This is a genomic window from Pseudomonas mercuritolerans (genome assembly GCF_025706525.1).
GTDB lineage: Bacteria > Pseudomonadota > Gammaproteobacteria > Pseudomonadales > Pseudomonadaceae > Aquipseudomonas > Aquipseudomonas mercuritolerans.
The window spans coordinates 133,042-156,158 of record NZ_JAMSHA010000006.1 but is presented as its reverse complement, the minus strand read 5'-3'; the positions used below and the strand labels follow the sequence as shown (position 1 = coordinate 156,158).

Annotated in this window: 21 protein-coding genes and 1 pseudogene; 11 read left to right on the top strand and 11 right to left on the bottom strand. The window is 61.7% G+C overall.

Annotated features, from left to right (window positions below; translation table 11 throughout):
* Positions 1 to 25 precede the first annotated feature (25 nt).
* The 11 genes and pseudogenes from ubiE (at position 26) to ND528_RS28445 (ending at position 8,266) form a co-directional block, all read left to right on the top strand.
* Entirely contained in the window at positions 26 to 796 is a 771-nt protein-coding gene (gene ubiE, locus ND528_RS18135; RefSeq protein ID WP_016772069.1) for a bifunctional demethylmenaquinone methyltransferase/2-methoxy-6-polyprenyl-1,4-benzoquinol methylase UbiE, read from the top strand.
* The gene (locus tag ND528_RS18130; RefSeq protein ID WP_071174136.1) at positions 796 to 1,419 is read left to right on the top strand and encodes a ubiquinone biosynthesis accessory factor UbiJ; all 624 of its coding nucleotides are present in this window, start codon (positions 796 to 798) and stop codon (positions 1,417 to 1,419) included. The genes ubiE and ND528_RS18130 overlap by 1 nt, the downstream gene beginning before the upstream one ends.
* Complete coding sequence (gene ubiB, locus ND528_RS18125) at positions 1,416 to 3,020, top strand: ubiquinone biosynthesis regulatory protein kinase UbiB (RefSeq protein WP_130911787.1); 1,605 nt, start codon at positions 1,416 to 1,418, stop codon at positions 3,018 to 3,020. The genes ND528_RS18130 and ubiB overlap by 4 nt, the downstream gene beginning before the upstream one ends.
* Before the next feature lie 120 nt (positions 3,021 to 3,140).
* Positions 3,141 to 3,542, top strand: coding sequence for a phosphoribosyl-AMP cyclohydrolase (gene hisI, locus ND528_RS18120; RefSeq protein ID WP_007899278.1), 402 nt, complete (start codon positions 3,141 to 3,143; stop codon positions 3,540 to 3,542).
* Complete coding sequence (locus ND528_RS18115) at positions 3,535 to 3,867, top strand: phosphoribosyl-ATP diphosphatase (protein WP_007909355.1); 333 nt, start codon at positions 3,535 to 3,537, stop codon at positions 3,865 to 3,867. Before hisI ends, ND528_RS18115 begins: the two co-directional genes overlap by 8 nt.
* A 25-nt stretch (positions 3,868 to 3,892) precedes the next feature.
* Positions 3,893 to 4,174 carry a twin-arginine translocase TatA/TatE family subunit gene (locus tag ND528_RS18110; protein ID WP_073471591.1) on the top strand — a complete coding sequence of 94 codons (282 nt, stop codon included), beginning with the start codon at positions 3,893 to 3,895 and terminating at the stop codon, positions 4,172 to 4,174.
* A gap of 10 nt (positions 4,175 to 4,184) precedes the next feature.
* Positions 4,185 to 4,631 carry a Sec-independent protein translocase protein TatB gene (tatB, locus tag ND528_RS18105; RefSeq protein ID WP_016772074.1) on the top strand — a complete coding sequence of 149 codons (447 nt, stop codon included), beginning with the start codon at positions 4,185 to 4,187 and terminating at the stop codon, positions 4,629 to 4,631.
* Entirely contained in the window at positions 4,628 to 5,419 is a 792-nt protein-coding gene (gene tatC / locus ND528_RS18100) for a twin-arginine translocase subunit TatC (protein WP_016772075.1), read from the top strand. The genes tatB and tatC overlap by 4 nt, the downstream gene beginning before the upstream one ends.
* Positions 5,416 to 6,123 carry a 16S rRNA (uracil(1498)-N(3))-methyltransferase gene (locus tag ND528_RS18095; protein WP_130911789.1) on the top strand — a complete coding sequence of 236 codons (708 nt, stop codon included), beginning with the start codon at positions 5,416 to 5,418 and terminating at the stop codon, positions 6,121 to 6,123. Before tatC ends, ND528_RS18095 begins: the two co-directional genes overlap by 4 nt.
* Before the next feature lie 226 nt (positions 6,124 to 6,349).
* Positions 6,350 to 7,411 (top strand): annotated as a pseudogene (locus ND528_RS28450) (methyl-accepting chemotaxis protein); the annotation flags it as partial.
* Positions 7,394 to 8,266 (top strand): methyl-accepting chemotaxis protein, encoded by an 873-nt coding sequence (locus ND528_RS28445; RefSeq protein ID WP_372339873.1) that lies wholly within the window; start codon positions 7,394 to 7,396, stop codon positions 8,264 to 8,266. The pseudogene ND528_RS28450 and the gene ND528_RS28445, both read left to right, overlap by 18 nt.
* A 252-nt stretch (positions 8,267 to 8,518) precedes the next feature.
* On the opposite strand, the gene mdoH is transcribed toward ND528_RS28445, so the two are convergent.
* From mdoH to ND528_RS18035, 11 genes are all read right to left on the bottom strand, one after another.
* Complete coding sequence (gene mdoH, locus ND528_RS18085) at positions 8,519 to 11,089, bottom strand: glucans biosynthesis glucosyltransferase MdoH (RefSeq protein WP_130910699.1); 2,571 nt, start codon at positions 11,087 to 11,089, stop codon at positions 8,519 to 8,521.
* Complete coding sequence (locus tag ND528_RS18080) at positions 11,082 to 12,863, bottom strand: glucan biosynthesis protein G (RefSeq protein ID WP_160768503.1); 1,782 nt, start codon at positions 12,861 to 12,863, stop codon at positions 11,082 to 11,084. Before ND528_RS18080 ends, mdoH begins: the two co-directional genes overlap by 8 nt.
* A gap of 350 nt (positions 12,864 to 13,213) precedes the next feature.
* Complete coding sequence (gene dtd / locus ND528_RS18075; protein ID WP_263470847.1) at positions 13,214 to 13,651, bottom strand: D-aminoacyl-tRNA deacylase; 438 nt, start codon at positions 13,649 to 13,651, stop codon at positions 13,214 to 13,216.
* Positions 13,648 to 14,619 (bottom strand): prolyl aminopeptidase, encoded by a 972-nt coding sequence (gene pip / locus ND528_RS18070; RefSeq protein WP_263470846.1) that lies wholly within the window; start codon positions 14,617 to 14,619, stop codon positions 13,648 to 13,650. The genes dtd and pip overlap by 4 nt, the downstream gene beginning before the upstream one ends.
* A gap of 241 nt (positions 14,620 to 14,860) precedes the next feature.
* The gene (gene hutG / locus ND528_RS18065) at positions 14,861 to 15,664 is read right to left on the bottom strand and encodes an N-formylglutamate deformylase (protein WP_137215127.1); all 804 of its coding nucleotides are present in this window, start codon (positions 15,662 to 15,664) and stop codon (positions 14,861 to 14,863) included.
* A 10-nt stretch (positions 15,665 to 15,674) separates the two neighbouring features.
* Entirely contained in the window at positions 15,675 to 16,880 is a 1,206-nt protein-coding gene (gene hutI / locus ND528_RS18060) for an imidazolonepropionase (RefSeq protein WP_263470845.1), read from the bottom strand.
* Between the two features lie 200 nt (positions 16,881 to 17,080).
* On the bottom strand, positions 17,081 to 18,613 hold the full coding sequence (hutH, locus tag ND528_RS18055; RefSeq protein ID WP_263470844.1) for a histidine ammonia-lyase: 1,533 nt from the start codon (positions 18,611 to 18,613) through the stop codon (positions 17,081 to 17,083).
* A gap of 116 nt (positions 18,614 to 18,729) precedes the next feature.
* On the bottom strand, positions 18,730 to 20,253 hold the full coding sequence (locus tag ND528_RS18050; RefSeq protein WP_263470843.1) for an HAL/PAL/TAL family ammonia-lyase: 1,524 nt from the start codon (positions 20,251 to 20,253) through the stop codon (positions 18,730 to 18,732).
* Between the two features lie 134 nt (positions 20,254 to 20,387).
* Entirely contained in the window at positions 20,388 to 21,218 is an 831-nt protein-coding gene (locus tag ND528_RS18045; protein ID WP_263470842.1) for a quaternary amine ABC transporter ATP-binding protein, read from the bottom strand.
* Positions 21,215 to 22,066, bottom strand: a complete 852-nt coding sequence (locus ND528_RS18040) for an ABC transporter permease (RefSeq protein WP_016772087.1) — start codon at positions 22,064 to 22,066, stop codon at positions 21,215 to 21,217. The genes ND528_RS18045 and ND528_RS18040 overlap by 4 nt, the downstream gene beginning before the upstream one ends.
* 68 nt (positions 22,067 to 22,134) lie before the next feature.
* The gene (locus ND528_RS18035) at positions 22,135 to 23,103 is read right to left on the bottom strand and encodes an ABC transporter substrate-binding protein (protein ID WP_137215122.1); all 969 of its coding nucleotides are present in this window, start codon (positions 23,101 to 23,103) and stop codon (positions 22,135 to 22,137) included.
* Positions 23,104 to 23,117 lie beyond the last annotated feature (14 nt).

Below are 23,117 nucleotides of genomic sequence, written 5' to 3'. Positions count from 1 at the left end.
CGCATTCTCTTTTGGTGACAGCGATATGACTGATCAGCGCAAAGGCAGCGATGCCGAACCCACCACTCACTTCGGCTTCAAAAACGTTCCGGAAAGCCAGAAAGCGGAAAAAGTCGCTGAGGTTTTCCATTCCGTAGCCGCTAAATACGACCTGATGAACGACCTTCTGTCGGGCGGCATGCACCGTCTGTGGAAGCGTTTCGCGATCGAGCTTTCCGGCGTGCGCAGCGGCAACCGCGTGCTCGACATCGCCGGTGGCACCGGCGACCTGACCCGCAAGTTCTCGAACCTCGTCGGGCCGACCGGCCAGGTCGTGCTGGCCGACATCAACGAGTCGATGCTCAAGGTCGGCCGTGATCGTCTGCTCGATCTGGGCGTTGCCGGCAACGTCGAATTCGTCCAGGCCGACGCGGAAAAACTGCCATTCCCGGACAACCATTTCGACTGCGTGACCATCGCCTTCGGCCTGCGCAACGTGACGCACAAAGAGGACGCGCTGCGTTCGATGCTGCGCGTGCTCAAGCCCGGCGGACGCCTGCTGGTACTGGAATTCTCCAAGCCGACCAACGCGCTGATGTCGAAAGCCTACGACGCCTACTCGTTCGCCTTCATGCCGCTGATGGGCAAGCTGATCACCAACGATTCGGAAAGCTATCGCTACCTGGCCGAATCGATCCGCATGCACCCGAATCAGGAAACCCTGAAGTCGATGATGGTCGAGGCCGGTTTCGACCGCGTGACCTATCACAACATGACCGCAGGCATCGTCGCCCTGCACCGCGGCATCAAACCCTGATGTTGCTCACCGGGCTGCTCGCCAGCGTCGAACTCGGCCTCAACCGGGTGCTGCGTCTCGACAGCACGGCGCTGCCGCGCCTGGCGCATCTGACCGGCAAAGTGATTGCCGTCGACTGCCGCAGCCCGGCGCTGCAACTGTTCATCCTGCCCAGCGACGAAGGCCTGATGCTGGCTGCGCAGTGGGCAGCGGACGTCGATTGCACGTTGCGTGCACCGGCCTCGAGCCTGGTGAAACTGGCCCTGAGCAAAGACAAGACCGCCGTGCTGCACGCACCGGAAGTCGAGCTCGATGGCGACAGCGGCGTGCTGCTGGAGCTGGCCGGCGTGCTGCAGGATCTTGAGCTGGACTGGGAGTACGAACTCTCGCGCTGGCTCGGTCCGGTCGCCACGCAACTGCTCGGTGGTCACCTGCGCAGCCGCGCGCGCTGGTATCAACAAGGATTTGCCAGCCTCAACCAGAATCTTGCCGAATACCTCGCCGAAGAATCACGCACCCTTGTCGGGCAGCGTGAAGCCGAAGCGCGGTTCAGCGAACTGGACCGGATCAAACTTGATCTGGAACGACTCGAGGCGCGTTTCGAGCGCCTTTCCCGATCCCTCGACCCAAGCGATAACGCATGAAGCTGCTTGCCGTCCGCCGTCTGTTGCGCATCCAGCGCGTTGTGATCCGCTACCGCCTCGATGACCTGCTGTTCGATCTGCCGCTGCCCTGGTTTCTTCTGGCCGTGCGCTTTTTGCTGCCGTGGCGCTGGCTGCCGCGCAAGCCGCTGGAGCTCAACCGTGGCGCGCGCTTGCGTCTGGCGTTGCAGGATCTGGGGCCGATCTTCATCAAGTTCGGGCAGATTCTTTCGACCCGCCGCGACCTGTTGCCCGAAGACATCGCCGATGAGCTGATGCTGCTGCAGGACCGCGTGCCGCCGTTCGATTCGCAGGTGTCGATCAAGCTGATCGAAGAACAGCTGGGCAAGAAAATCAGCGAAGTGTTCAGCCGTTTCGACGTCGCACCGCTGGCCTCGGCCTCGGTAGCGCAGGTGCATGCGGCGCAGCTCAAAAGCGGCGAAGAAGTGGTGGTGAAGGTCATTCGCCCGGGTCTGAAGCCGATCATCGCGCAGGATCTGGCATGGCTGTTCATCCTCGCCCGCGCGGCGGAAAAATTCTCCGCTGATGCGCGCCTGCTGCACCCGGTCGACGTGGTGCAGGATTACGAAAAGACCATTTACGACGAACTCGATCTGTTGCGCGAGGCGGCCAACGCCAGCCAGTTGCGCCGCAACTTCGAAGGCTCGCAGCTGCTTTATGTACCGCAAGTCTATTGGGACTGGTGCCGGCCGAAAGTGCTGGTGATGGAGCGCATCTACGGCATTCAGGTTACTGACCTGGCGACACTCGCCGACCAGCGCACCGACATGAAAATGCTCGCCGAGCGCGGCGTGGAGATTTTCTTCACCCAAGTGTTCCGCGACAGTTTCTTCCACGCCGACATGCACCCGGGCAACATCTTCGTCAGCACGGTCAATCCGTGGAGCCCGCAGTACATTGCCATCGACTGCGGCATCGTCGGCAGCCTGACCCCGGAAGACCAGGATTATCTGGCGCGCAACCTGTTCGCGTTCTTCAAGCGTGACTACCGTCGCGTGGCGCAATTGCACATCGATTCGGGCTGGGTGCCGGCGGAAACCAAACTCAACGAATTCGAAGCGGCGATCCGTACGGTGTGCGAACCGATCTTCGAAAAACCGTTAAAAGATATTTCATTTGGCCAGGTGCTGATGCGCCTGTTCCAGACCGCACGGCGCTTCAACATGGAAGTGCAGCCGCAACTGGTGCTGTTGCAGAAGACCTTGCTGAACATCGAAGGCCTCGGTCGTCAGCTGTACCCGGATCTGGATCTGTGGAACACCGCGCAGCCGTTTCTCGAACGCTGGATGCGCGAACGCGTCAGCCCGAAAGCCCTTCTGGGCAACGTGCAGAGCCAGCTGGAGCAGATTCCGCACCTGTCGAACATGGCCCGCGATCTGCTCGAACGCATGTCGCAACCCCACGCCAAAGACCCTCCGCCGCCGTGGCGCAAACGCAAGGACGACTGGTTCCTGCGCCTGCTCGGCTGCGCGCATCTGGCCGGCGGCGCGATCCTCGCAGCGGGTGGTCCGTTGACCGAGTGGTCGCACTGGCCCGCCGGAATCATGATCGCGGTCGGTTTGTATCTGGTCGTTCGCCGATAGCACGATTGAGCTGCAAGTTATAAGCTGCGAGCTTCAAGCTTGACGCTACAGGCACACCGCAACGTGCGTTTACTTGCAGCTTGAAGCTCATGGCTTGCTGCTGCTTTTCGAGATTTGAAGATGAAAAACTGGCTGGACGAGATCAAGTGGGACGCTGACGGCCTGGTGCCGGCGATTGCCCAGGATCACAAGACCGGGCGCGTATTGATGATGGCCTGGATGAACCGCGAAGCGCTCGAACTGACCGCTGCGGAAAATCGTGCAATCTACTGGTCACGTTCCCGTGGCAAGCTGTGGCGCAAGGGCGAAGAATCCGGCCATGTGCAGACCCTGCATGAGATGCGCCTGGACTGTGACGCCGACGTGATCATCCTGATGGTTGAACAGATCGGCGACATCGCCTGCCACACCGGCCGGCAAAGCTGCTTTTACCGGGTCTTCGAAAACGGCGACTGGAAAACGGTCGACCCGGTACTGAAAGATCCGCACGCTATCTATTCCGCAGGACACACACATGAGTGACACCCTCACCCGTCTGGCCGAAGTGCTCGAAGAGCGCAAAGGCGCAGCCGCCGACAGCTCGTATGTCGCCAGCCTGTATCACAAGGGGCTGAACAAGATTCTGGAGAAAGTCGGCGAAGAGTCGGTCGAAACCATTATTGCCGCCAAGGATGCCGCCATCAGCGGCGATTGCAGTGATGTGATCTACGAGACCGCCGACCTGTGGTTCCACAGCATGGTCATGCTCGCCCAACTGGGGCAGCATCCGCAGGCCGTGCTGGATGAACTGGACCGTCGCTTCGGCCTGTCCGGACACGTCGAGAAAGCCTCGCGTCCGTCCGCCTGAACAACTTTTAGAGAGGAATCGCCACATGGGCATTTTTGACTGGAAACACTGGGTCGTCATTCTGATTGTCGTGGTGCTGGTATTCGGTACCAAGAAACTGAAAAACCTCGGCACCGACGTTGGCGAGTCGATCAAGGGTTTTCGCAAAGCCATGAACGACGACGAAAAACCGGCCGAACCAAACGTGACCCCGCCGGCCCAGCCTGTGCCACCGGTGCAGCCGCAAACCACTGCTCAGGCCAACCCGCCGCACACCATCGACGTGCAGGCGCAGAAAGTCGAAGAGCCGATTCGCAAAGACGTGTGAGCACTGACTAATGTTTGGTATCAGCTTCTCTGAACTGCTGCTCGTCGGCCTCGTCGCCCTGCTGGTGCTCGGCCCCGAGCGTCTGCCGGGCGCTGCGCGCACCGCCGGTCTGTGGGTCGGCCGCCTGAAGCGCAGCTTCAACGCGATCAAACAGGAAGTTGAACGTGAAATCGGTGCCGACGAGATCCGTCGGCAACTGCACAACGAACATATTCTGTCGCTGGAGCAAGAGGCGCGGAAGATCTTCAATCCGAACCAGCAGGAGCCGTCGCCGGTCGAGCCTGTGGGCGAGCAGACGATTCACAGCGCTGCCGCTCCCACTGCACCTGCACCTGTTGTAACACCGCCAGGACCGGCGCCGGTTACCACAGACACATCGGTTGAACACGTAGCGCCCTCCGCCGCGCCGACTACACCAGCGCCTCAAGACCCTACACTGCCGCCGCGAGCCCCATGAGCGATCTTCCGGAAAACGACCAGCACATGCCGCTGGTTTCGCACCTCACCGAGTTGCGCACCCGCCTGCTGCGTTGCGTGGCGGCGATCTTCATTATCTTTGCCGGGCTGTTCGCGTTCACCCAGCAGATCTACACCTTCGTCTCGACGCCGCTGCGCCAGTACCTGCCGGTCGGCGCGACGATGATCGCCACTGACGTGTCGTCGCCGTTCCTGACGCCGCTGAAACTGACGATGATGGTTTCGCTGTTCCTCGCGATTCCGGTGATCCTGCATCAGATCTGGGGCTTTATCGCACCGGGCCTGTACAAGCATGAAAAACGCGTCGCGGTGCCGCTGCTGATCTCCAGCATCCTGCTGTTCTACATCGGCATGGCGTTCGCCTATTACTTCGTCTTCCCATTGATCTTCAAGTTCTTCGCCGCTGCCACCCCGGCCGGCGTGGAAATGATGACCGACATCGCCAGCTACCTCGATTTCGTCATGACGCTGTTCTTCGCCTTCGGCGTGGCGTTCGAGATTCCGGTGGCCGTAGTCCTGCTGGTGTGGATCGGCGTGGTCGACGTCAAATACCTGAAGAAGATTCGCCCGTACGTGATCATCGGCTGCTTCGTGGTCGGCATGATCCTCACCCCGCCGGACATCTTCTCGCAGACCCTGCTGGCTGTGCCGATGTGGATGCTGTTCGAGATCGGCATTCTCTTCGGCGCGCTGGTCAGCAAGCGCGAGCGCCCGGACGAAACCCCGGCCGACGACCACAACGACCAGCCGCCAGCGACCCAGGCATGAACCTGCTGCTGCTCGAAGAGGCCGACTTCATTGCGGCCGACCGCGTGATCCTGCGTGATCGCCGCCTGACGCACATGCAGGAAGTGCATCGCTCGGAAGTCGGCGACAGCCTGCGTGTGGGGCGCATCAACGAGTTGATGGGTTCGGCCGAGTTGCTGCGTCTGGAAGCCGGCGAAGCGGAGCTGCGCGTCAACCTCGATCAGCCACCGCCGGCCAAACTGCCGCTGACCCTGGTGCTGGCCCTGCCCCGGCCGAAAATGCTCCGCCGCGTGTTCCAGACCGTCGCGACGATGGGCGTGGCCAAGGTGATTCTGGTCAACAGCTATCGCGTCGAAAAAAGCTTCTGGCAGACGCCATTTCTGGAGCCGGAAGCGATTCGTGAGCAGTTGATCCTCGGGCTCGAACAGGCTCGCGATACCGTGCTGCCAGAGATCGTCATCGAAAAGCGCTTCAAGCCTTTTGTTGAAGATCGCTTGCCGGCGATCGCCGAGGGCACCCTCGGCCTGGTAGGCCACCCCGGCAACTTCCCGCCCTGCCCGCGCGCCCTGAGCGAGCCAGTAACCCTGGCCATCGGCCCCGAGGGTGGCTGGATTCCCTACGAAATCGATCTGCTGGCCAAATCCGGCCTGCAACCGGTGCAACTGGGCGAGCGCATCCTGCGCGTCGAAACCGCCGTCACCGCCCTGCTTGCGCGCCTGTTCTAGCGCGACAGCGATCCTTGTAGGAGCTGTCGAGTGCAACGAGGCTGCGATCTTTTGACCTTGTTTTTTTAGAAGCAAAATCAAAAGATCGCAGCCTCGTTGCACTCGTCAGCTCCTACAAGCTCCTACAAGCTCCTATGGGGCGCAGACAAGTGGCGTTACAGATTGCCATCACCCAGCCGATACAACCCCTATAAGTCCAATTTAGTGGTCCGAAGGGAGTGGTCGCATGTACCGTTGGTTAGCCGAGAGTCTTGGAAACGTCAGCGTCAAACGCAAGCTGGGCATCGGTTTCGGCCTGGTGCTGTTGCTCACGCTGTTGATCACTTTCACTGGCTGGACCGGCATGAGCGGCATCATCAGCCGTGGCGACAAGCTCGGCTTCATTTCCAGCCTCAACGAGCTGACCAAAGACCTGCGCCTGGCGCGCATGGACTACGACATGCGCCGTGGCGAACAAGGCCCGGGCGCGGTCAATGAATTGCTCAGCAAACTCGAAAGCGGTCTGCAATCGGCACGCGGCATGATCGAGCAGCCGTCAGATGTGGCGATGGTCGATCAACAACTTGCTGCGGTTGCCGAATACAAACGCGCCTTTGGCGAAATGACCCAGGCCACGGTGCAGCGTGAAGACGCGCGCAGCAAGCTTGGCGCCAACGCTGACAACGCGGTAGCCAAGGTTGGCGAAGTTGAAAGTGCGCTGCTGCAAGGCGACAGCGTCGCGCAATACAACGCAGTGATCGAAATGAGCAAATTGCTCCAGCAAGCGCGCTATCAAGTGCGCGGCTACACCTACAGCGGCAAGGCCGACGCGGAGCAACCGGCGCTGACTGCCATCGACAACGCCCTGAAAAACCTCGAAAGCCTGCCGACCCGCGTGCCAGAGCAGCACATCGCCAACCTGCAGCAAGCCACCGACTCGCTCAAGGCCTACCGCGCCGCCGTCGCCCAATTCCGTGATTCGCAGGTCAAGAACACCGCCGCACTGGCGAACATGTCGGCTCAGGGCGACATCCTCATGTCGGCCAGCAAGAAGCTCACCGAATCGCAAACCGTGGTGCGCGACACCGACGCCGCCCACGCCAAGAACATGCTGCTGGTCGCCACTGCGCTGGCGCTGGCCTTCGGTCTGATTGCCGCCTGGGCGATCACCCGACAAATCATCATTCCGCTGACCCAGACCCTGAAAGTCGCCGAGCGCGTGGCGGCCGGTGACCTGACTCACAACCTGGTGTCCCTGCGTCGCGACGAACTCGGTCAATTGCAGCGCTCGATGCAGAGCATGACCCAAGGCCTGCGCGAGTTGATCGGCGGCATCAGCGACGGCGTCACGCAGATCGCCAGCGCCGCTGAGGAGCTTTCGGCGGTGACCGAGCAGACCAGCGCCGGGGTCAACAATCAGAAGGTCGAGACCGATCAGGTCGCCACCGCCATGAACGAAATGGCCGCCACCGTGCAGGAAGTCGCGCGCAACGCTGAAGAGGCCTCTGAAGCCGCTGTCGCCGCTGACCAACAGGCCCGTGAAGGCGACAAGGTCGTCGGCGAAGCGATCGCGCAGATCGAGCGTCTGGCGCTTGAGGTCGGCCATTCCACAGAAGCCATGGGCGAGCTCAAGCGCGAAAGCGACAAGATCGGCAGCGTCCTCGACGTCATCAAGTCGGTCGCCCAGCAAACCAACCTGCTGGCCCTCAACGCAGCCATCGAAGCCGCGCGTGCCGGGGAAGCCGGACGTGGTTTCGCCGTGGTTGCCGATGAAGTGCGCAGCCTCGCCCAACGCACGCAGAAGTCCACCGAAGAGATCGAAGAGCTGATCGTCGGCCTGCAAAACGGCACCCAGCAAGTGGCGACGATCATGGACAACAGCCGCAGCCTGACCGACAGCAGCGTCGAACTGACCCGGCGTGCGGGAGGTTCGCTGGAAAGCATTACCCGCACCGTGTCGGCGATCCAGGCGATGAACCAGCAGATCGCCGCAGCCGCCGAGCAGCAGAGCGCCGTGGCCGAAGAGATCAACCGCAGCGTGTTGAATGTGCGCGATGTGTCCGATCAGACCTCGGCGGCGAGTGAAGAGACCGCAGCGTCGAGTGTTGAACTGGCGCGACTGGGCACGCATCTGCAGATGCTGGTGGGCCGCTTCAAAGTCTGAGTTGATGCACAACCTCGGTTCGCCTGGAACCGAGGTGATGCCATTCGCGAGCAGGCTCGCTCCCATCTTGGAATGCGTTTCCCTGTGGGAGCGAGCCTGCTCGCGAAGGCAGCCGCGCGGTTTGCGCGTCGTAGGTAACGGGCGCGCCAATTCGGCGACGGATGCTTTGCACTGGTTTTAGGTTTGATCGGTGTTTGTTCGCAGCTCAACAGCGGGCAAAAAAAACCCCGCTGAATCAGCGGGGTTTTCTCATCAGGCCGGCTGAGCCTGCAAGCTCACCGGTCGCAGCGGCAGCAACGGCGCATGCGGATCGGCTTTCACCGAGGCGCGCCAGGCGTCCAGCCACTCGGCGTGACCTTCGGCCCAGACCTGCTCATGCAGACGTGCCAGTGCTACAGGGTCGCTGAGCAGTTGCAGGCGATCATGGTTGTTCAGCCCGGCCGGGCCGACCTTGATGGCGTGACGCACACGTTCCTGACGCAGCCACTCGATCGGCTCGGCCTGGCCGTGACGCGAGGTCGCCAGCGAGCACGCCAGGGCGTTCTGCTGTGGATCGACCACGGCGCGGACGAAGCCGTCGTTGAGGGCGTGATAACGGTTCTCGTGGGTGTACTGATCGGTTGCCAGCAAGGCCTGTGGCGGATTGTATTCCTCGGGGATGAGGAACAGGCTCTCGTCACGGGTCTTCAGACCAAGGCCGACACGGCTGGAGATCACCGATACCGGGATCGACAGCATCAGCGAACCGACGATCGGCACCAGCCACCAGAGGAAGCTCGGGTTCAGCCAGATCACCAGCAGCGCCCACAAGAAGCCCAGCAAAGTCTGCGGACCGTGGCGCTTGACCGCTTCGCTCCACGGCGTCGAGTCGTCGTCACGCTGCGGCGAGTTCCAGGTCGCGGCCCAGCCGAGGAACGCGGCGAGGACGAAGCGGGTGTGGAAAATCATCCGCACCGGCGCCAGCAGCATGGAGAACAGCATCTCCAGCAGCATCGACAGGGTCACCTTGAACTTGCCGCCGAACTCTTTCGCGCCCTTGGCCCAGATCAGGATGATGCTCAACAGCTTCGGCAGGAACAGCAGCACGATGGTCGTCGAGAACAGCGCGATGGCTTTGTCCGGGTGCCATTGCGGCCACAGCGGATAGAGCTGGCGTGGTTCGAGGAAGTACTGCGGCTCCATCAGCGTGTTCACCGCCAGCAGCGCGGTCGACAACACCAGGAAGAAGAACCACAACGGCGCCGACAGGTAAGACATCACGCCAGTGAGGAACACCGCGCGGTGCACCGGGTGCATGCCCTTGACCAGGAACAGGCGGAAGTTCATCAGGTTGCCATGGCACCAGCGCCGGTCACGCTTGAGTTCGTCGAGCAGGTTCGGCGGCAACTCTTCGTAACTGCCCGGCAGGTCGTAGGCAATCCACACGCCCCAGCCGGCACGGCGCATCAGCGCAGCTTCGACGAAGTCGTGGGAAAGGATCGCACCGGAAAACGCGCCCTTGCCCGGCAACGGCGCCAAAGCGCAGTGGTCGATAAACGGCTTCATGCGGATGATCGCGTTGTGACCCCAGTAGTGGGATTCACCCAACTGCCAGAAGTGCAGACCGGCGGTAAACAGCGGGCCGTACACGCGGGTCGCAAACTGCTGCATGCGCGCATACAAAGTGTCCATGCCCGACGCACGCGGCGCGGTCTGGATGATCCCGGCGTCCGGCGTGGCTTCCATCAGGCGCACCAGACTGGTCAGGCACTCGCCGCTCATCACCGAGTCGGCGTCGAGCACGACCATGTACTTGTAGTCACCACCCCAACGACGGCAGAAGTCGTCGAGGTTGCCGCTCTTGCGTTTCACACGACGGCGACGACGGCGATAGAAGATCTTGCCGAAGCCCTTGGCCTCGCGGCAGACATCCAGCCAGGCCTGTTGCTCGGCGACGCAGATATCGGTGTCGTTACTGTCGCTGAGGACAAAAAAGTCGAAGCGATCCAGATCACCGGTGGCCGCTACCGATTCGAACGTCGCACGCAGACCGGCGAATACACGCGGTACGTCTTCGTTGCAGATCGGCATCACCAGCGCAGTACGCGCATCTTTGGGAATCGGCTCGTTACCGGCGCTTTTCCCGGAGATACGGTATTTATCGTGGCCGGTGAGCAGCTCGAGGAAGCCCATCAGCGCGGTCCAGAAGCCGGCCGAGACCCAGCAGAACAGAATCCCGAACAGAATCAGGATGCTGGTTTGCAGCGCGTACGGCAGCACTTGCGTGGCGGTTTGCAGCAGCGGCTGATGCAGGACTTCATCGAGATCGACGAACGACCAGCCCTGGTACGGCATGATGCCTTTCATGTACCAGCCGGCGACGATGGTCTGGCCGAGCATCAGCAGCAACAGGATGTAGCGGCGGATCGAACCGACGGTGCGCCAGCGGGCGGCCGGCAGGACGTTGGCGTCCTTCGGCGGTTGCGGCGGGTTGGTGCGCCCGGTCAGACGGCGCCAGCCACGCACCAGGATATTGGTGCGCCATGGCTCCGGCACGACCTTGGTGCGGCGGATCGGTGGAGTGGCCTTGAGGCTGACCCGACCACTGGCGTCGAGCACCAGCATTTCCGCTTCGGCCAGTTCTTCGGCAGTGCTCAGGGTCAGACGCTTGCCCACCGAAGCCTGGGCGGCTTCGGCAGGGGCGTCGAATGTCGAGGACGACAGGCGTTCATGCAGCTCGCTGAACGACTGGCAACCCGCGAGTTCCGCGCGTTGCTCGTCGGTCATCGGCAGATGCGCCAGATACTCGGACAGAGTCTCTGGCTGTACTGGTGAATTACTCATCGGCAGGCAACTGATAGCTCCAGGTCTCGGTCAGGACTTCTTCAGTCGGCGCCGATTCCGGTGTGGCTGGGGCCGCGTCGGCAGCGACTGGCTGCTTGGCGTCTTTGTTGGCCTTGTCCTTGGCGTCGGCTGCAGGCTTGGCTTCAGCCTGTTTGGCTTCGGCGGCCTTGGCTTCCTTGTCGAGTTTTTCCTGTTGCTTGGCGGCAACCTTGTCGGCCTTGGCGACCGACGAATTGGACGCCGGCACCGATTTGCCCAGATCTGCGGTGACCACTGGCTGAACCAGGGCGGCGCGCATCTCGGTCGCTTTGCTCGGGTCCTTGATCTTCATCCGCAGGGTCAAGCGCCAGCCCTTGGTTTCCGGGTTGTAGCGCACGCTGTTTTCGACCAGTTCGGCGTTGTCGCCGACGCTGACCTGACTGCGCACGTCGGCATCCGGCGTCAGGGCCGCCAGCGACGGGCCTTCGAAGTCGACCAGATAGGCCACGCTGCCATCGGGCTGACGGATCAGGTTCGATTGCTTGACGTCACCGGTCGAACGCAGGGTCTGTGCCACCCAGGCACTGTCCGGCGCGTGGAGTGCTGCTTCGTCCATGGTCCAGTGCATGCGGTAGGCGAAGTCCAGCGGCTGGCCTGGCTCCGGCATTTTTTCCGGGCTCCAGAACGCAACGATGTTGTCGTTGGTTTCGTCAGCGGTCGGAATCTCTACCAGATCGACAGTGCCCTTGCCCCACTCGCCCTTCGGCTCGATCCAGGCGCTTGGGCGCTTGTCGTAGCGGTCGTCGAGGTCTTCGTAGTGGCTGAAGTCACGGCCACGCTGCAGCAGACCGAAACCACGCGGGTTCTCGACGCTGAAGTTGCTCACAGCCAGGTGTTTCGGGTTGTTCAGTGGACGCCAGATCCACTCGCCGTTGCCGGCATGGATCGACAGACCGCTGGAGTCGTGCAGTTCACGACGGTAGTTGAGTACTTTCGACGGCTGGTTGGCGCCGAACAGGAACATGCTGGTCAGCGGCGCGATACCCAGTTTGCCGACCTTGTCACGCAGGAACATCTGCGCCTTCACGTCGACGATGGTGTCGCTGCCAGGACGCAGGATCAAACGGTAGGCACCGGTGGCGCGCGGCGAATCGAGCAGAGCAAAGATCACCAGGTGCTTGTCGCCTGGCTTGGGCTGCTGAATCCAGAACTCGCGGAAACGCGGGAACTCTTCACCCGACGGCAGCGCAGTATCGATCGCCAGACCACGGGCCGACAGACCGTAGGTGTGGCCCTTGCCGACGACGCGGAAGTAGCTCGCGCCGAGCATGGTCATGATCTCGTCTTGCTTGTCGGCCTTGTTGATCGGATACAGCACACGGAAACCGGCGTAGCCCAGTTGCTCGGTGGCTTTCGGATCGAATTTCAGATCGCCGAAATCGAAGCGGCTCGGATCGTATTTGATTTCCGAGACAGTGTTTGCGGTGATTTCGTTGATTTTCACCGGCGTATCGAAATGCATACCCTGGTGATAGAAGGAGAGTTTGAACGGCGTCTTCTGATCGGCCCACTCAGCCTTTTCGGTGAGGAAGCGGATCTTCTGGTAGTCCGCGAACTTCATTTCGCGGAATTCGTTCGGCAGGTTGCTGCGCGGGGCTTCGAACTTCTGCCCGGCCAGCTCTTTGGCCTTGGCCGATACGTCGTCAAGATTGAACGCCCAAAGCTGACCGGCGCTGAGCAGGCACAGGAGCGCCGAACCCGCTACCAGAGCACTTCGCATGCGTTTGGCAGACATTTTTGCTGCATTACAGGGACTAACAATCACGAGCAACCCTCGCCGAAAACAGATCAATAAACCAACGGCCAGATGAAGTGCCTGTAGGGTTTTCGGAAGTAAAAAACCGACCTTTCAGGGCACCCTTGCCAAGTTGGCGAGCATTGTTCCGACTCCGCCGGGGCAAAATGATTCCCCAATCGGATCCAGACAAGTCTCTACCTAAGTCAAAACGGATCAACGAATGTCGATCCCCGCAGCGCGCGATTATCTAGTAGCCCGGATGACAACGCATCAGGGGTAACAAAGTATTTATCGCGAAAACAGCCTAAAAACAGTCGAAATTACCGAAAAAGGTGTTTCAGGCACTGTCAGGTCTGTAACAAAAAGGTTACCGGGCCATCGTTGACCAGGTGCACCTGCATATCGGCGCCGAATCTACCTGATGCCACAGTGCCATGCACCTGTTTCGCCTGACTCAATAAATAGTCGAACAATTCTTCACCCAGCGCCGGCGGTGCGGCCGTGGAAAAGCTCGGACGCAGGCCGCTTTTGGTGTCGGCGGCGAGGGTGAACTGAGAGACCAGCAGCAACCCGCCACCCACATCCGCCAGGGACAGATTCATCTTGCCCCCGGCGTCACTGAATACCCGATAGTTAAGCAGCTTATGCAGAAGTTTGTCGGCGCTGGTACGCGTGTCGTCGGGTTCTACCGCCACCAGCACCAGCAAACCCTGATCGACCGCGCCGACTACCTCGCCGGCGACCTCTACCCGCGCACCACGTACGCGTTGCAACAGCGCCTTCATGCTTCTTCGAGCGGCAGGTCGAGCAGGCGCTGGGCCATTTTGCTCGCGGCGCGCACCAGCGCATCGGTGATGCCCGGCTCGGATGCGGCGTGGCCGGCGTCGCGGATCACCTGCAATTCGCTGTTGGGCCAGGCCTGGTGCAATTCCCAGGCGTTGTCGAGCGGACAGATCACGTCGTAGCGACCGTGAATGATCACGCCGGGCAGATGAGCGATCTTGCCCATGTCGCGGATCAACTGGTTCGGCTCAAGGAAGGCTTTGTTGGTGAAGTAGTGGCATTCGATCCGCGCGATCGACAGTGCGCGCTGTGGCTCGGAGAAACGATCGACCACCAGCGGATTCGGGCGCAGGGTCGCGGTGCGCCCTTCCCAGGTCGACCACGCCTTCGCCGCATGCATCTGGGCGATCTGGTCGTTGCCGATCAGGCGTTTGTGGAAAGCGTTGAGCAGGTCGTCGCGCTCGTCCAGCGGGATCGGCGCGATGTAGTCCTGCCAGTAATCGGGGAACAGACGGCTGGCGCCGGCCTGATAGAACCATTCGATTTCCTGCGGACGGCAGAGAAAGATCCCGCGCAGAATCAGACCATGGACCCGCTCCGGGTGGGTTTGCGCGTAGGCCAGCGCCAGGGTCGAACCCCACGAGCCGCCGAACAGCACCCATTTTTCAATGCCAAGGTGTTTGCGGATGCGCTCAAGGTCTTCGACCAGATCCCAGGTGGTGTTGTTTTCCAGGCTGGCGTGCGGCGTCGAGCGACCGCAGCCGCGCTGGTCGAAGGTGACGATGCGATACAGATTCGGATCGAAATAGCGTCGGCTCTGGGCGTCGCAGCCGGCGCCGGGGCCACCGTGGATGAACACCACCGGTAAACCCTCCGGCGAGCCGCTTTCATCGACGTACAGCGTATGGGTGTCATCGACAGCCAGATCGTGCCGGGCGTGGGGTTTGATCTGCGGAAACAAAGTCTGCATTGCGCGCTCCGTAAGGGGTCGAGGTCATCCCTGGGGGGACTCGTATTATTCTGCCGTTGGGCATCATAAACCCGATTTGCGTCAATGAGCATGCCTGTGCGCTGTCACCGTTTGTCAGCCATCACCCTCACGGGCTGAACGCGATCCTGTGGGAGCGAGCCTGCTCGCGAACGCGGTGTGTCATTCGGCCTGGTTGTCGGCTGAACGGACGCCTTCGCGAGCAGGCTCGCTCCCACAGGGGTTAGGCGCTGTAGTGAGATTTTGCCCAGGCCAGATAGCCCTGCAGCAATTCCCTGAGCACCACCCGCGTCGGTTCGGCCAGGTCGGCGCGGTAGCGGAACGGTTCGAACTCTTCCATGTAGGTGGACTGGCACAGTTCCAGCTGCACGGCGTGGATGTTCTGCGCCGGGTCTCCGTATTGGCGGGTGATGTGTCCGCCCTTGAAGCGACCGTTGAGCACATGGGTGAACTGCTCGTGCTGCGCGCAGATGGCTTCCAGTTGACTGGCCAGTTGCGCATCACAACTGGCGCCATTGAAGGTGCCGAGGTTGAAGTCCGGCAGTTTGCCGTCGAACAGGTGCGGGATGATCGAGCGGATCGAGTGCGCATCGAACAACAGCGCGTAGCCGAATTCGGCTTTCAGTCGCGCCAGCTCTTGCTGCAAGGTGCGGTGATACGGCGTCCAGATCTGCTCCAGGTAAGTCGCGCGCTCCTCTTTCGACGGTTCCAGACCTTCCTGAAACAACGGAATGCCGTCGAACAACGTCGCCGGATACAACCCGGTGGTCGCCCCGGCATACAACGGCTTGTCGTCGGACGGCCGGTTGAGGTCGATGACGAAACGCGAATACTCGGCGGCCAAGGTGCTGGCGCCCAGCTCCTCGGCAAAGTCGTAGAGCTGCGGGATATGCCAGTCGGTGTCCGGCAGGCTTTTCGCCGCGGGGATCAGCCCGGCCTCGACCGCCGGGGTCAGACGCACGCCCGCATGGGGCATGCTGATCAGCAGCGGCACGCGGCCTTGTTTGAAACTCAGAACCTTGTCCACAACCGCCCTCCTATAAATTCGATTCAACGCCGTGACGCACGATGCGCTTGTCCAGATCGCCACCGAGCCAATAGGCCAGATCCGCCGGACGCTCGATGTCCCACGCCACGAAATCAGCGATTTTGCCGACCTCCAGCGAGCCATGGGTCTGCGCCATGCCCAGCGCCTGCGCGGCATGGATGGTCGCCCCGGCCAGAGCTTCTTCCGGGGTCATGCGGAAACAGGTGCAGGCCATGTTCAGCATCAGGCGCAACGACAGCGCCGGCGAGGTGCCGGGGTTGAGGTCGCTGGCGATGGCGATCTTCACCTTGTGTTTGCGCAGCGCGTCCATCGGCGGCAATTGGGTTTCGCGCAGGAAGTAGAACGCGCCCGGCAGCAGGACTGCGACGGTGTCGGCAGCGGCCATGGCGATGGCATCGTCCTCGTCCATGAACTCCAGGTGATCGGCGGACAAGGCTTTGTAGCGCGCGGCGAGGCTGGAGCCATGTAGCGAGGACAATTGCTCGGCGTGGAGTTTCACCGGCAGACCGAGTTTTTGCGCGGCGACGAACACCCGCTCGATCTGCTCCGGCGAAAACGCCAGGTATTCGCAGAACGCGTCCACGGCGTCGACCAGACCTTCGGCGGCAAGGGCCGGGAGCATCTGCTCGCAGACCAGATCGATGTATTCGTCGGCGCGATCCTTGTACTCCGGCGGCAAGGCGTGCGCCGCCAGGCAAGTGCTGCGCACGCTGATCGGCAGCTCTTCCGCCAAGCGCCGGATGACCCGCAGCAGCTTGCGCTCGTTGGCCAGATCGAGACCGTAGCCGGATTTCATTTCCACCGTGGTCACGCCGTCGCGCATCAGGCTTTTCAGGCGTTTGGCGGCGCTGGCGAACAGTTCGTCCTCAGTGGCTTCGCGAGTGGCGCGCACGGTGCTGGCGATGCCGCCGCCCTGCGCGGCGATCTCGGCATAGCTGACGCCTTGCAGACGCCGCTCGAACTCGCCGCTGCGGTTGCCGCCGAACACGGTGTGGGTGTGGCAGTCGATCAGCCCGGGCGTGACCCACGCGCCTTGCAGGTCATTGACCGCCGGGTATTCGCCGGACGGCAATTGAGTGCGTGGGCCGATCCACTCGATCAGCGAGCCGGACGTCACGATCGCGGCATCCTCGATGATCGAATAGGCGCCGTTGGCCATGGTTGCGACGTGGCAGTGTTGCCAGAGGGTTTTCACTGTTGGCCTCCGTTTGGGTTTGTATGGTGAGCAGCCTCAAAAGCCCCTCACCCTAGCCCTCTCCCAGAGGGAGAGGGGACTGACAGTGTTGTTCTGTCGAGCTACATCGACCTGAGAGTCTTGAGCCGAACTCAGGTCTTGAAACTCGCAGAGATCGGCTCCCTCTCCCTCCGGGAGAGGGCTGGGGTGAGGGCTGGTTTTTACAGGCTCGGCAAAAGCTTCGCCGGCACCAGCTCTGTCAAACACCGCGACGCCAGCAATTGCGTCGCCGCATTGATGTCCGGGGCAAAGAACCGGTCCTTCTCATAAAACGGCACTTCCCTGCGCAAGATTGCCCGTGCCTGTTCCAGCTTCGGCGAGGTCTTCAGACCGTTGCGCAGATCCAGCCCCTGCACCGCCGCCAGCCATTCCACGGCGAGAATCCCGCGAGTGTTCTCGGCCATTTCCCACAGACGCTTGCCGGCGGCCGGGGCCATCGATACGTGATCTTCCTGGTTGGCCGAGGTCGGCAGGCTGTCCACCGAATGTGGATGGGACAACGCCTTGTTTTCGCTGGCCAACGCCGCAGCGGTGACCTGGGCGATCATGAAACCGGAGTTCACCCCGCCATTGGCCACCAGGAACGGCGGCAGTTGCGACATGTGCTTGTCCATCATCAGCGAGATGCGCCGCTCGCTCAGCGAGCCGATTTCAGCGATGGCCAGGGCCATGTTGTCAGCGGCCATGGCCACCGGTTCGGCGTGGAAGTTGCCGCCGGAAATCACGTCGCCTTCGGCGGCGAATACCAGCGGGTTGTCGGAAACCGCGTTGGCTTCCACTGCCAGCACTTCAGCGGCCTGGCGGAACTGGGTCAGGCAGGCGCCCATGACTTGCGGCTGGCAGCGCAACGAGTACGGGTCCTGGACCTTGTCGCAATTCTGGTGCGAGGCGGAGACTTCGCTGCGCTCGCCGAGCAGATCGCGATAAGCCGCAGCGGCATCGATCTGCCCTTTCTGCCCACGTGCGGCATGAATGCGCGCGTCGAACGGCGAGCGTGAACCGAGCACGGCTTCTACGGTGAGACTGCCCAGCGCCAAGGCACCGGCAAACAGGTCTTCGCCTTCGAACAAACCGCGCAGCGCAAACGCTGTGGAAACCTGAGTACCGTTGAGCAGCGCCAGACCTTCTTTAGCCGCTAAAGTCAGCGGCGTCAGGCCAGCCACTTTCAGCGCCTCGGTCGCCTCCAGCCATTCGCCCTTGTAGCGTGCCTTGCCCTCGCCCAGCAGCACCAGCGACATGTGCGCCAACGGCGCCAGATCCCCCGACGCACCGACCGAACCCTTCAGCGGAATGTGCGGATAGACCTCGGCATTGATCAGCGCAATCAGCGCATCGATCACCTGCCGACGGATGCCGGAAAAACCGCGGCTGAGGCTGTTGACCTTGAGCACCATGATCAGTCGCACCAGCTCATCGCTGATCGGCTGGCCGACGCCGGCAGCGTGCGAGAGCACCAGCGAACGCTGGAGGTTTTCCAGATCTTCGCTGGCGATGCGCGTCGAGGCCAACAGGCCGAAACCGGTGTTGATGCCGTAGGCGGTGCGGTTCTCGGCGAGGATCTGTTCGACGCAGGCGACGCTGGCCTCGATCTGCGCACTGGCGCTGTTGTCGAGAGTCAAGGTGACCGGGTGCTGGTAGACGTCACGCAGTTGGGCCAGGCTCAGTTGGCCGGGGATCAGGTTCAGCGCAGTCATTAAAATGCTCCTGTTAGGCATTGTTATTAACTACCAGTCGCTCCGGAGCATTCCGTTATCCGTCGTTTCTCGTCTTGTGAACGATCCACGCCTTGGCACGCTGGTATGGGTAGTTGTCAGTGCAAATTCGGTAGGACGTTGTGCGGCAGATTCGGGTCCTTCAATACAGTCGCAGCGGCAGCGATGTCCGGCGCCAGCCAGCGATCCTGATCGTAGGCCGGGACCGTTTCGCGCAGCAGGCGCCAGGCGACATCTGTGCCGACGCCAAAGCGCTGCTCCTTGAGGAATTCAAACGCCTGCGCCGCCAGCAGATATTCAATCGCGAGGATCTGTGTGCAGTTTTCCAGCGCACGATGCAGCTTCAGCGCGGCGTTGGTGCCCATGCTCAGGTGATCTTCCTGCAGGCCCGAGGTGATGTAGTTGTCGAGTACCGCCGGTTGCGCCAATTGACGGTTTTCCGCACACAGCGATGCGGCGACGTATTGCACGATCATCATCCCCGAGTTCACCCCCGGATTGGCCACCAGAAACGCCGGCAAACCGCTGACGTGCGGGTTGACCAAGCGATCGAGACGGCGCTCGGCGATCGAGCCGATTTCGGCCATGGCAATCGCCAGCAGATCCGCCGCCATCGCCACGGATTGACCGTGCGGGTTGGCCTGCGACATCACCCGAAAATTGTCCGGCGTGCCCAGCAGTAACGGGTTATCAGTGCAGCCGTTCAGCTCCGCTTCGACCTGTTTGATCGCATGCTCCAGTTGATCACGCGCGGCGCCGTGGACCTGCGGGATCGAACGAATGCTCAGCGCGTCCTGAGTGCGAATGCCTTTGCTCGCGGCGATCACTTGGCTGCCATCGAGCAAGGCGCGCAGATTGATGCCGACCTGCTGCATTCCGGGATGCGGCTTGAGCGCGATGATCTCGGCATCGAACGCATCGATCTGGCCGCGCTGGGCTTCGAAACTCATCGCACCGATGACATCGGCCCATTGCATCAGCCGCGTGGCGTCGGCAATCGCCAGGCAACTGAGGCCGGTCATGCACGGCGTGCCGTTGACCAGACACAAGCCATCCTTCGCACCGAGTTGCACTGGTTGCAGGCCTTCTTCGGCCAACGCCTGTTGCGCCGAGTTGATCTGCCCGCGATAGCTGACATTACCGACGCCGAGCAACGCGATGCCGATGTGCGCCATGTGCGTCAGATAACCCACCGAACCCTGCGACGGCACCTGCGGGGTGATGCCGCGATTGAGCAGCGCCAGCAGCCCTTCGACAACGCGCCGATGCAGGCCGGATTTGCCGTGGCTGTAATTGTGGATCGCGGCGCAGATGATCGCGCGGGTCTGCTCGTCGCTGAGCACCGGGCCGACACCGCAGGCATGGCTGAGCAGGGTGTTGCGCGAGAGTTGGCTGAGCTGTTCGTCTTGCAGCGAAACGTTGGACAGACCGCCCAGACCGGTGTTGACGCCATAGGCACGCTCGCCGCTGGCGACGATGCGCTGAACAATGGCCTGAGCGTTGTCGATGCGCGCCCATGTGTCGCTGGACAGTTCCAGCAGCGCACCGTGACGGGCGACGGCGACCACGTCCTGCCAATGCAGAGGGCTGCCTGTGATAACGATTTTTTCAGCCTGGGACATCTCTAACCTCAACCTTGATATTGATGCAGCTCTACCGGCCCCTTCGCGAGCAGGCTCGCTCCCACATTGGAATGCGAACCCCTGTGGGAGCGAGCCTGCTCGCGAAGAGGCCCGCCCAGCCACCACAAATCTACCTAAACCACCGCCGCCCGCCGCTGTACGAACCGGTCGACATACTCATCCGCCGGCGAATGCAGGATCTCTCTTGGCGTGCCCACCTGTATCAACCGACCATCCTTGAGAATCGCGATGCGATTGCCGATGCGCACGGCTTCGTCGAGGTCGTGGGTGATGAAGACGATGGTTTTGTGCAGGGTCTTTTGCAGCTCCAGCAACTGGTCCTGCATCTCGGCGCGGATCAGCGGATCCAGCGCACTGAACGCTTCGTCCATCAGAATGATGTCAGTGTCCGCCGCCAACGCACGGGCCAGGCCGACGCGCTGACGCATGCCGCCGGAGAGCTGGTGCGGGTATTTGTTTTCGTAGCCTTTGAGGCCGACGGTATTGATCCAGTGCAGCGCGCGTTCGGCGCAGACCTGCTTGCTCTCGCCGCGCACTTTCAGGCCGTAGGCGACGTTATCGAGCACGGTCTTGTGCGGCAGCAGGCCGAAGCTCTGGAACACCATGCTGATCTTGTGCCGGCGAAATTCGCGCAGCGCTTCCATGTCGTACTGCAGGATGTCCTCGCCATCGACCAGAATCGCCCCGCTGGTGGGGTCGATCAGCCGATTGAAGTGGCGCACCAAGGTGGATTTGCCCGAGCCGGACAGGCCCATGATCACAAAGATTTCGCCGGTGCCGATGCTCAGCGACAAGTCGTTCACGCCGACCACGCAACCGGTGTCGCTGAGCACCTGGTCCTTGCTCTTGCCCTGGCCGACCATGGCCAGCGCGTCCTTGGCGCGGTTGCCGAAAATCTTGAAGACGTTGCGCACTTCGATCTTGCTCACGCTTGCGTTGCTCATTTGCTCACCTCGTGCCGTGGCCGACCGTACGCTTGAGTGATGCGGTCGATGACCACCGCGAGAATCACGATCGCCAGCCCGGCTTCGAGACCCCGGCCGACGTTGAGGGTCTGAATCCCCACCAGTACGTCTTCACCGAGGCCACGGGCGCCGATCATCGAGGCGATCACCACCATCGACAGGGCCATCATCGTGGTCTGGTTGATCCCGGCCATGATGCTCGGCAGCGCCAGCGGCAGTTGCACGCCGAACAGTTGCTGCCAGCGGTTGGCGCCGAAGGCGTTGATCGCCTCCATGACTTCGCCGTCGACCTGGCGAATGCCCAGATCGGTCAAGCGAATCAGCGGCGGCGCGGCGTAGATCACCGTGGCGAAAATCGCCGGCACCTTGCCCAGGCCGAACAGCATCAGCACCGGAATCAGGTACACGAAACTCGGCATGGTCTGCATGATGTCGAGCAGCGGCATCAGCACCGAACGCAGGCGATTGCTGCGCGCCGAGAGGATCCCCAGCGGGATGCCGATCAGCACCGAAATGATCGTCGCGACCATCATCAGCGCCAGGGTCTGCATGAGCTTGTCCCAGAGGCCAACCGCACCCACCAGAAACAGCAAGCCGACAATCACGGCGGTGGTGACGACTTTGCGCGTGGCGTGCCAGGCGATGACACCGACGATTGCCAGCATCAACCACCACGGCGCCGCACGCAGCAAACCTTCGAGACTGACGATGGCCCACAGCAGCGTGTCGGAAATGTGGCGGAACACGTCGCCGTAGTTGGTCACCAGCGAATCGACCCAACCGTTGACCCAGTCGGCGATGGAAAAGGTAAAGCTTTCGGGAAACATAAGGGACTCTCAATCAAGGGGTTGCGATCAAGCGTCCGGCTGCCGTGCTGGCAGCCGGGAAACCTGACCTACAAGGCCGCGTCGATTTTCTTGGCTGCGTCGTCGCTCACCCATGCGTGCCAGACTTCAGGATGTTCCTTGAGGAAGATTTTCGCCAGTTTTGCCGACTCGATACGTTCCTTGGCCATGCGCCCGAGATTCTGATTGAGCAGGTCGATCGGCAGGTTGACCTTTTCCAGCACGGCGACCAGTTCCGGGGCTTCGTCGTGGAAGGTTTTCGACAGGCCGACTTTGATGCTGACGGTCTTGTCGACGCCGGGTTTCTCTTCCAGTTTGACCGCGTCGATCTGGCCCATCAGCGGCGTCGGCGACCAGTAATAGAAGAGGATCGGCTCGCCGCGCTTGTAGCTCGACAGTACCGCCGCATCCAGCGCGGGGCCTGTGCCCGGACGGAAGTTGGTGTAGCTGTTTTCCAGGCCATAACTCTTGAGCATTTCGCTGTTGTCGAGCTCGCAGGTCCAGCCGGCCGGGCAGTTATAGAAGCGGCCCTTGGACGGCTCTTCGGCGTCCTTGAACACGGCGGAATACTTGCCCAGGTCAGCGATGTTTTTCAGGTCCGGGGCTTTCGCCTCGAGCTTGCGCTTGGCGTCGCCTTCGATCACATAGCGCGGCACGTACCAGCCCTCGATCGCGCCCACTACCGGCGCGCCGACACCGACGACCTTGCCGGCCTTCTCGGCCTTGTTCCAGACCTCGCTGCGGCCGACCCACTCTTCGGCAAACACTTGAATATCGTTGCTGCTCAGGGCGTTTTCCATAGTGATGGAATTGCCCGGCAGGCTGTCGGTCTTGCAGCCGTAACCTTTCTCCAGCACCACTTGCATAACGTCGGTCAGGAGCATGCCGCTTTCCCAGTTCAGCCCGGCGAATTTCACCGGTTTGCCCGATTCGCACCAGCCGGCGGCTTGCGTCGCACCGGCACTGGCCAACAGGCCCATGGACAGCAATGTGGTCAGCAGGGTCTTGTTCGATTTCATTGTCGTGACGCTCC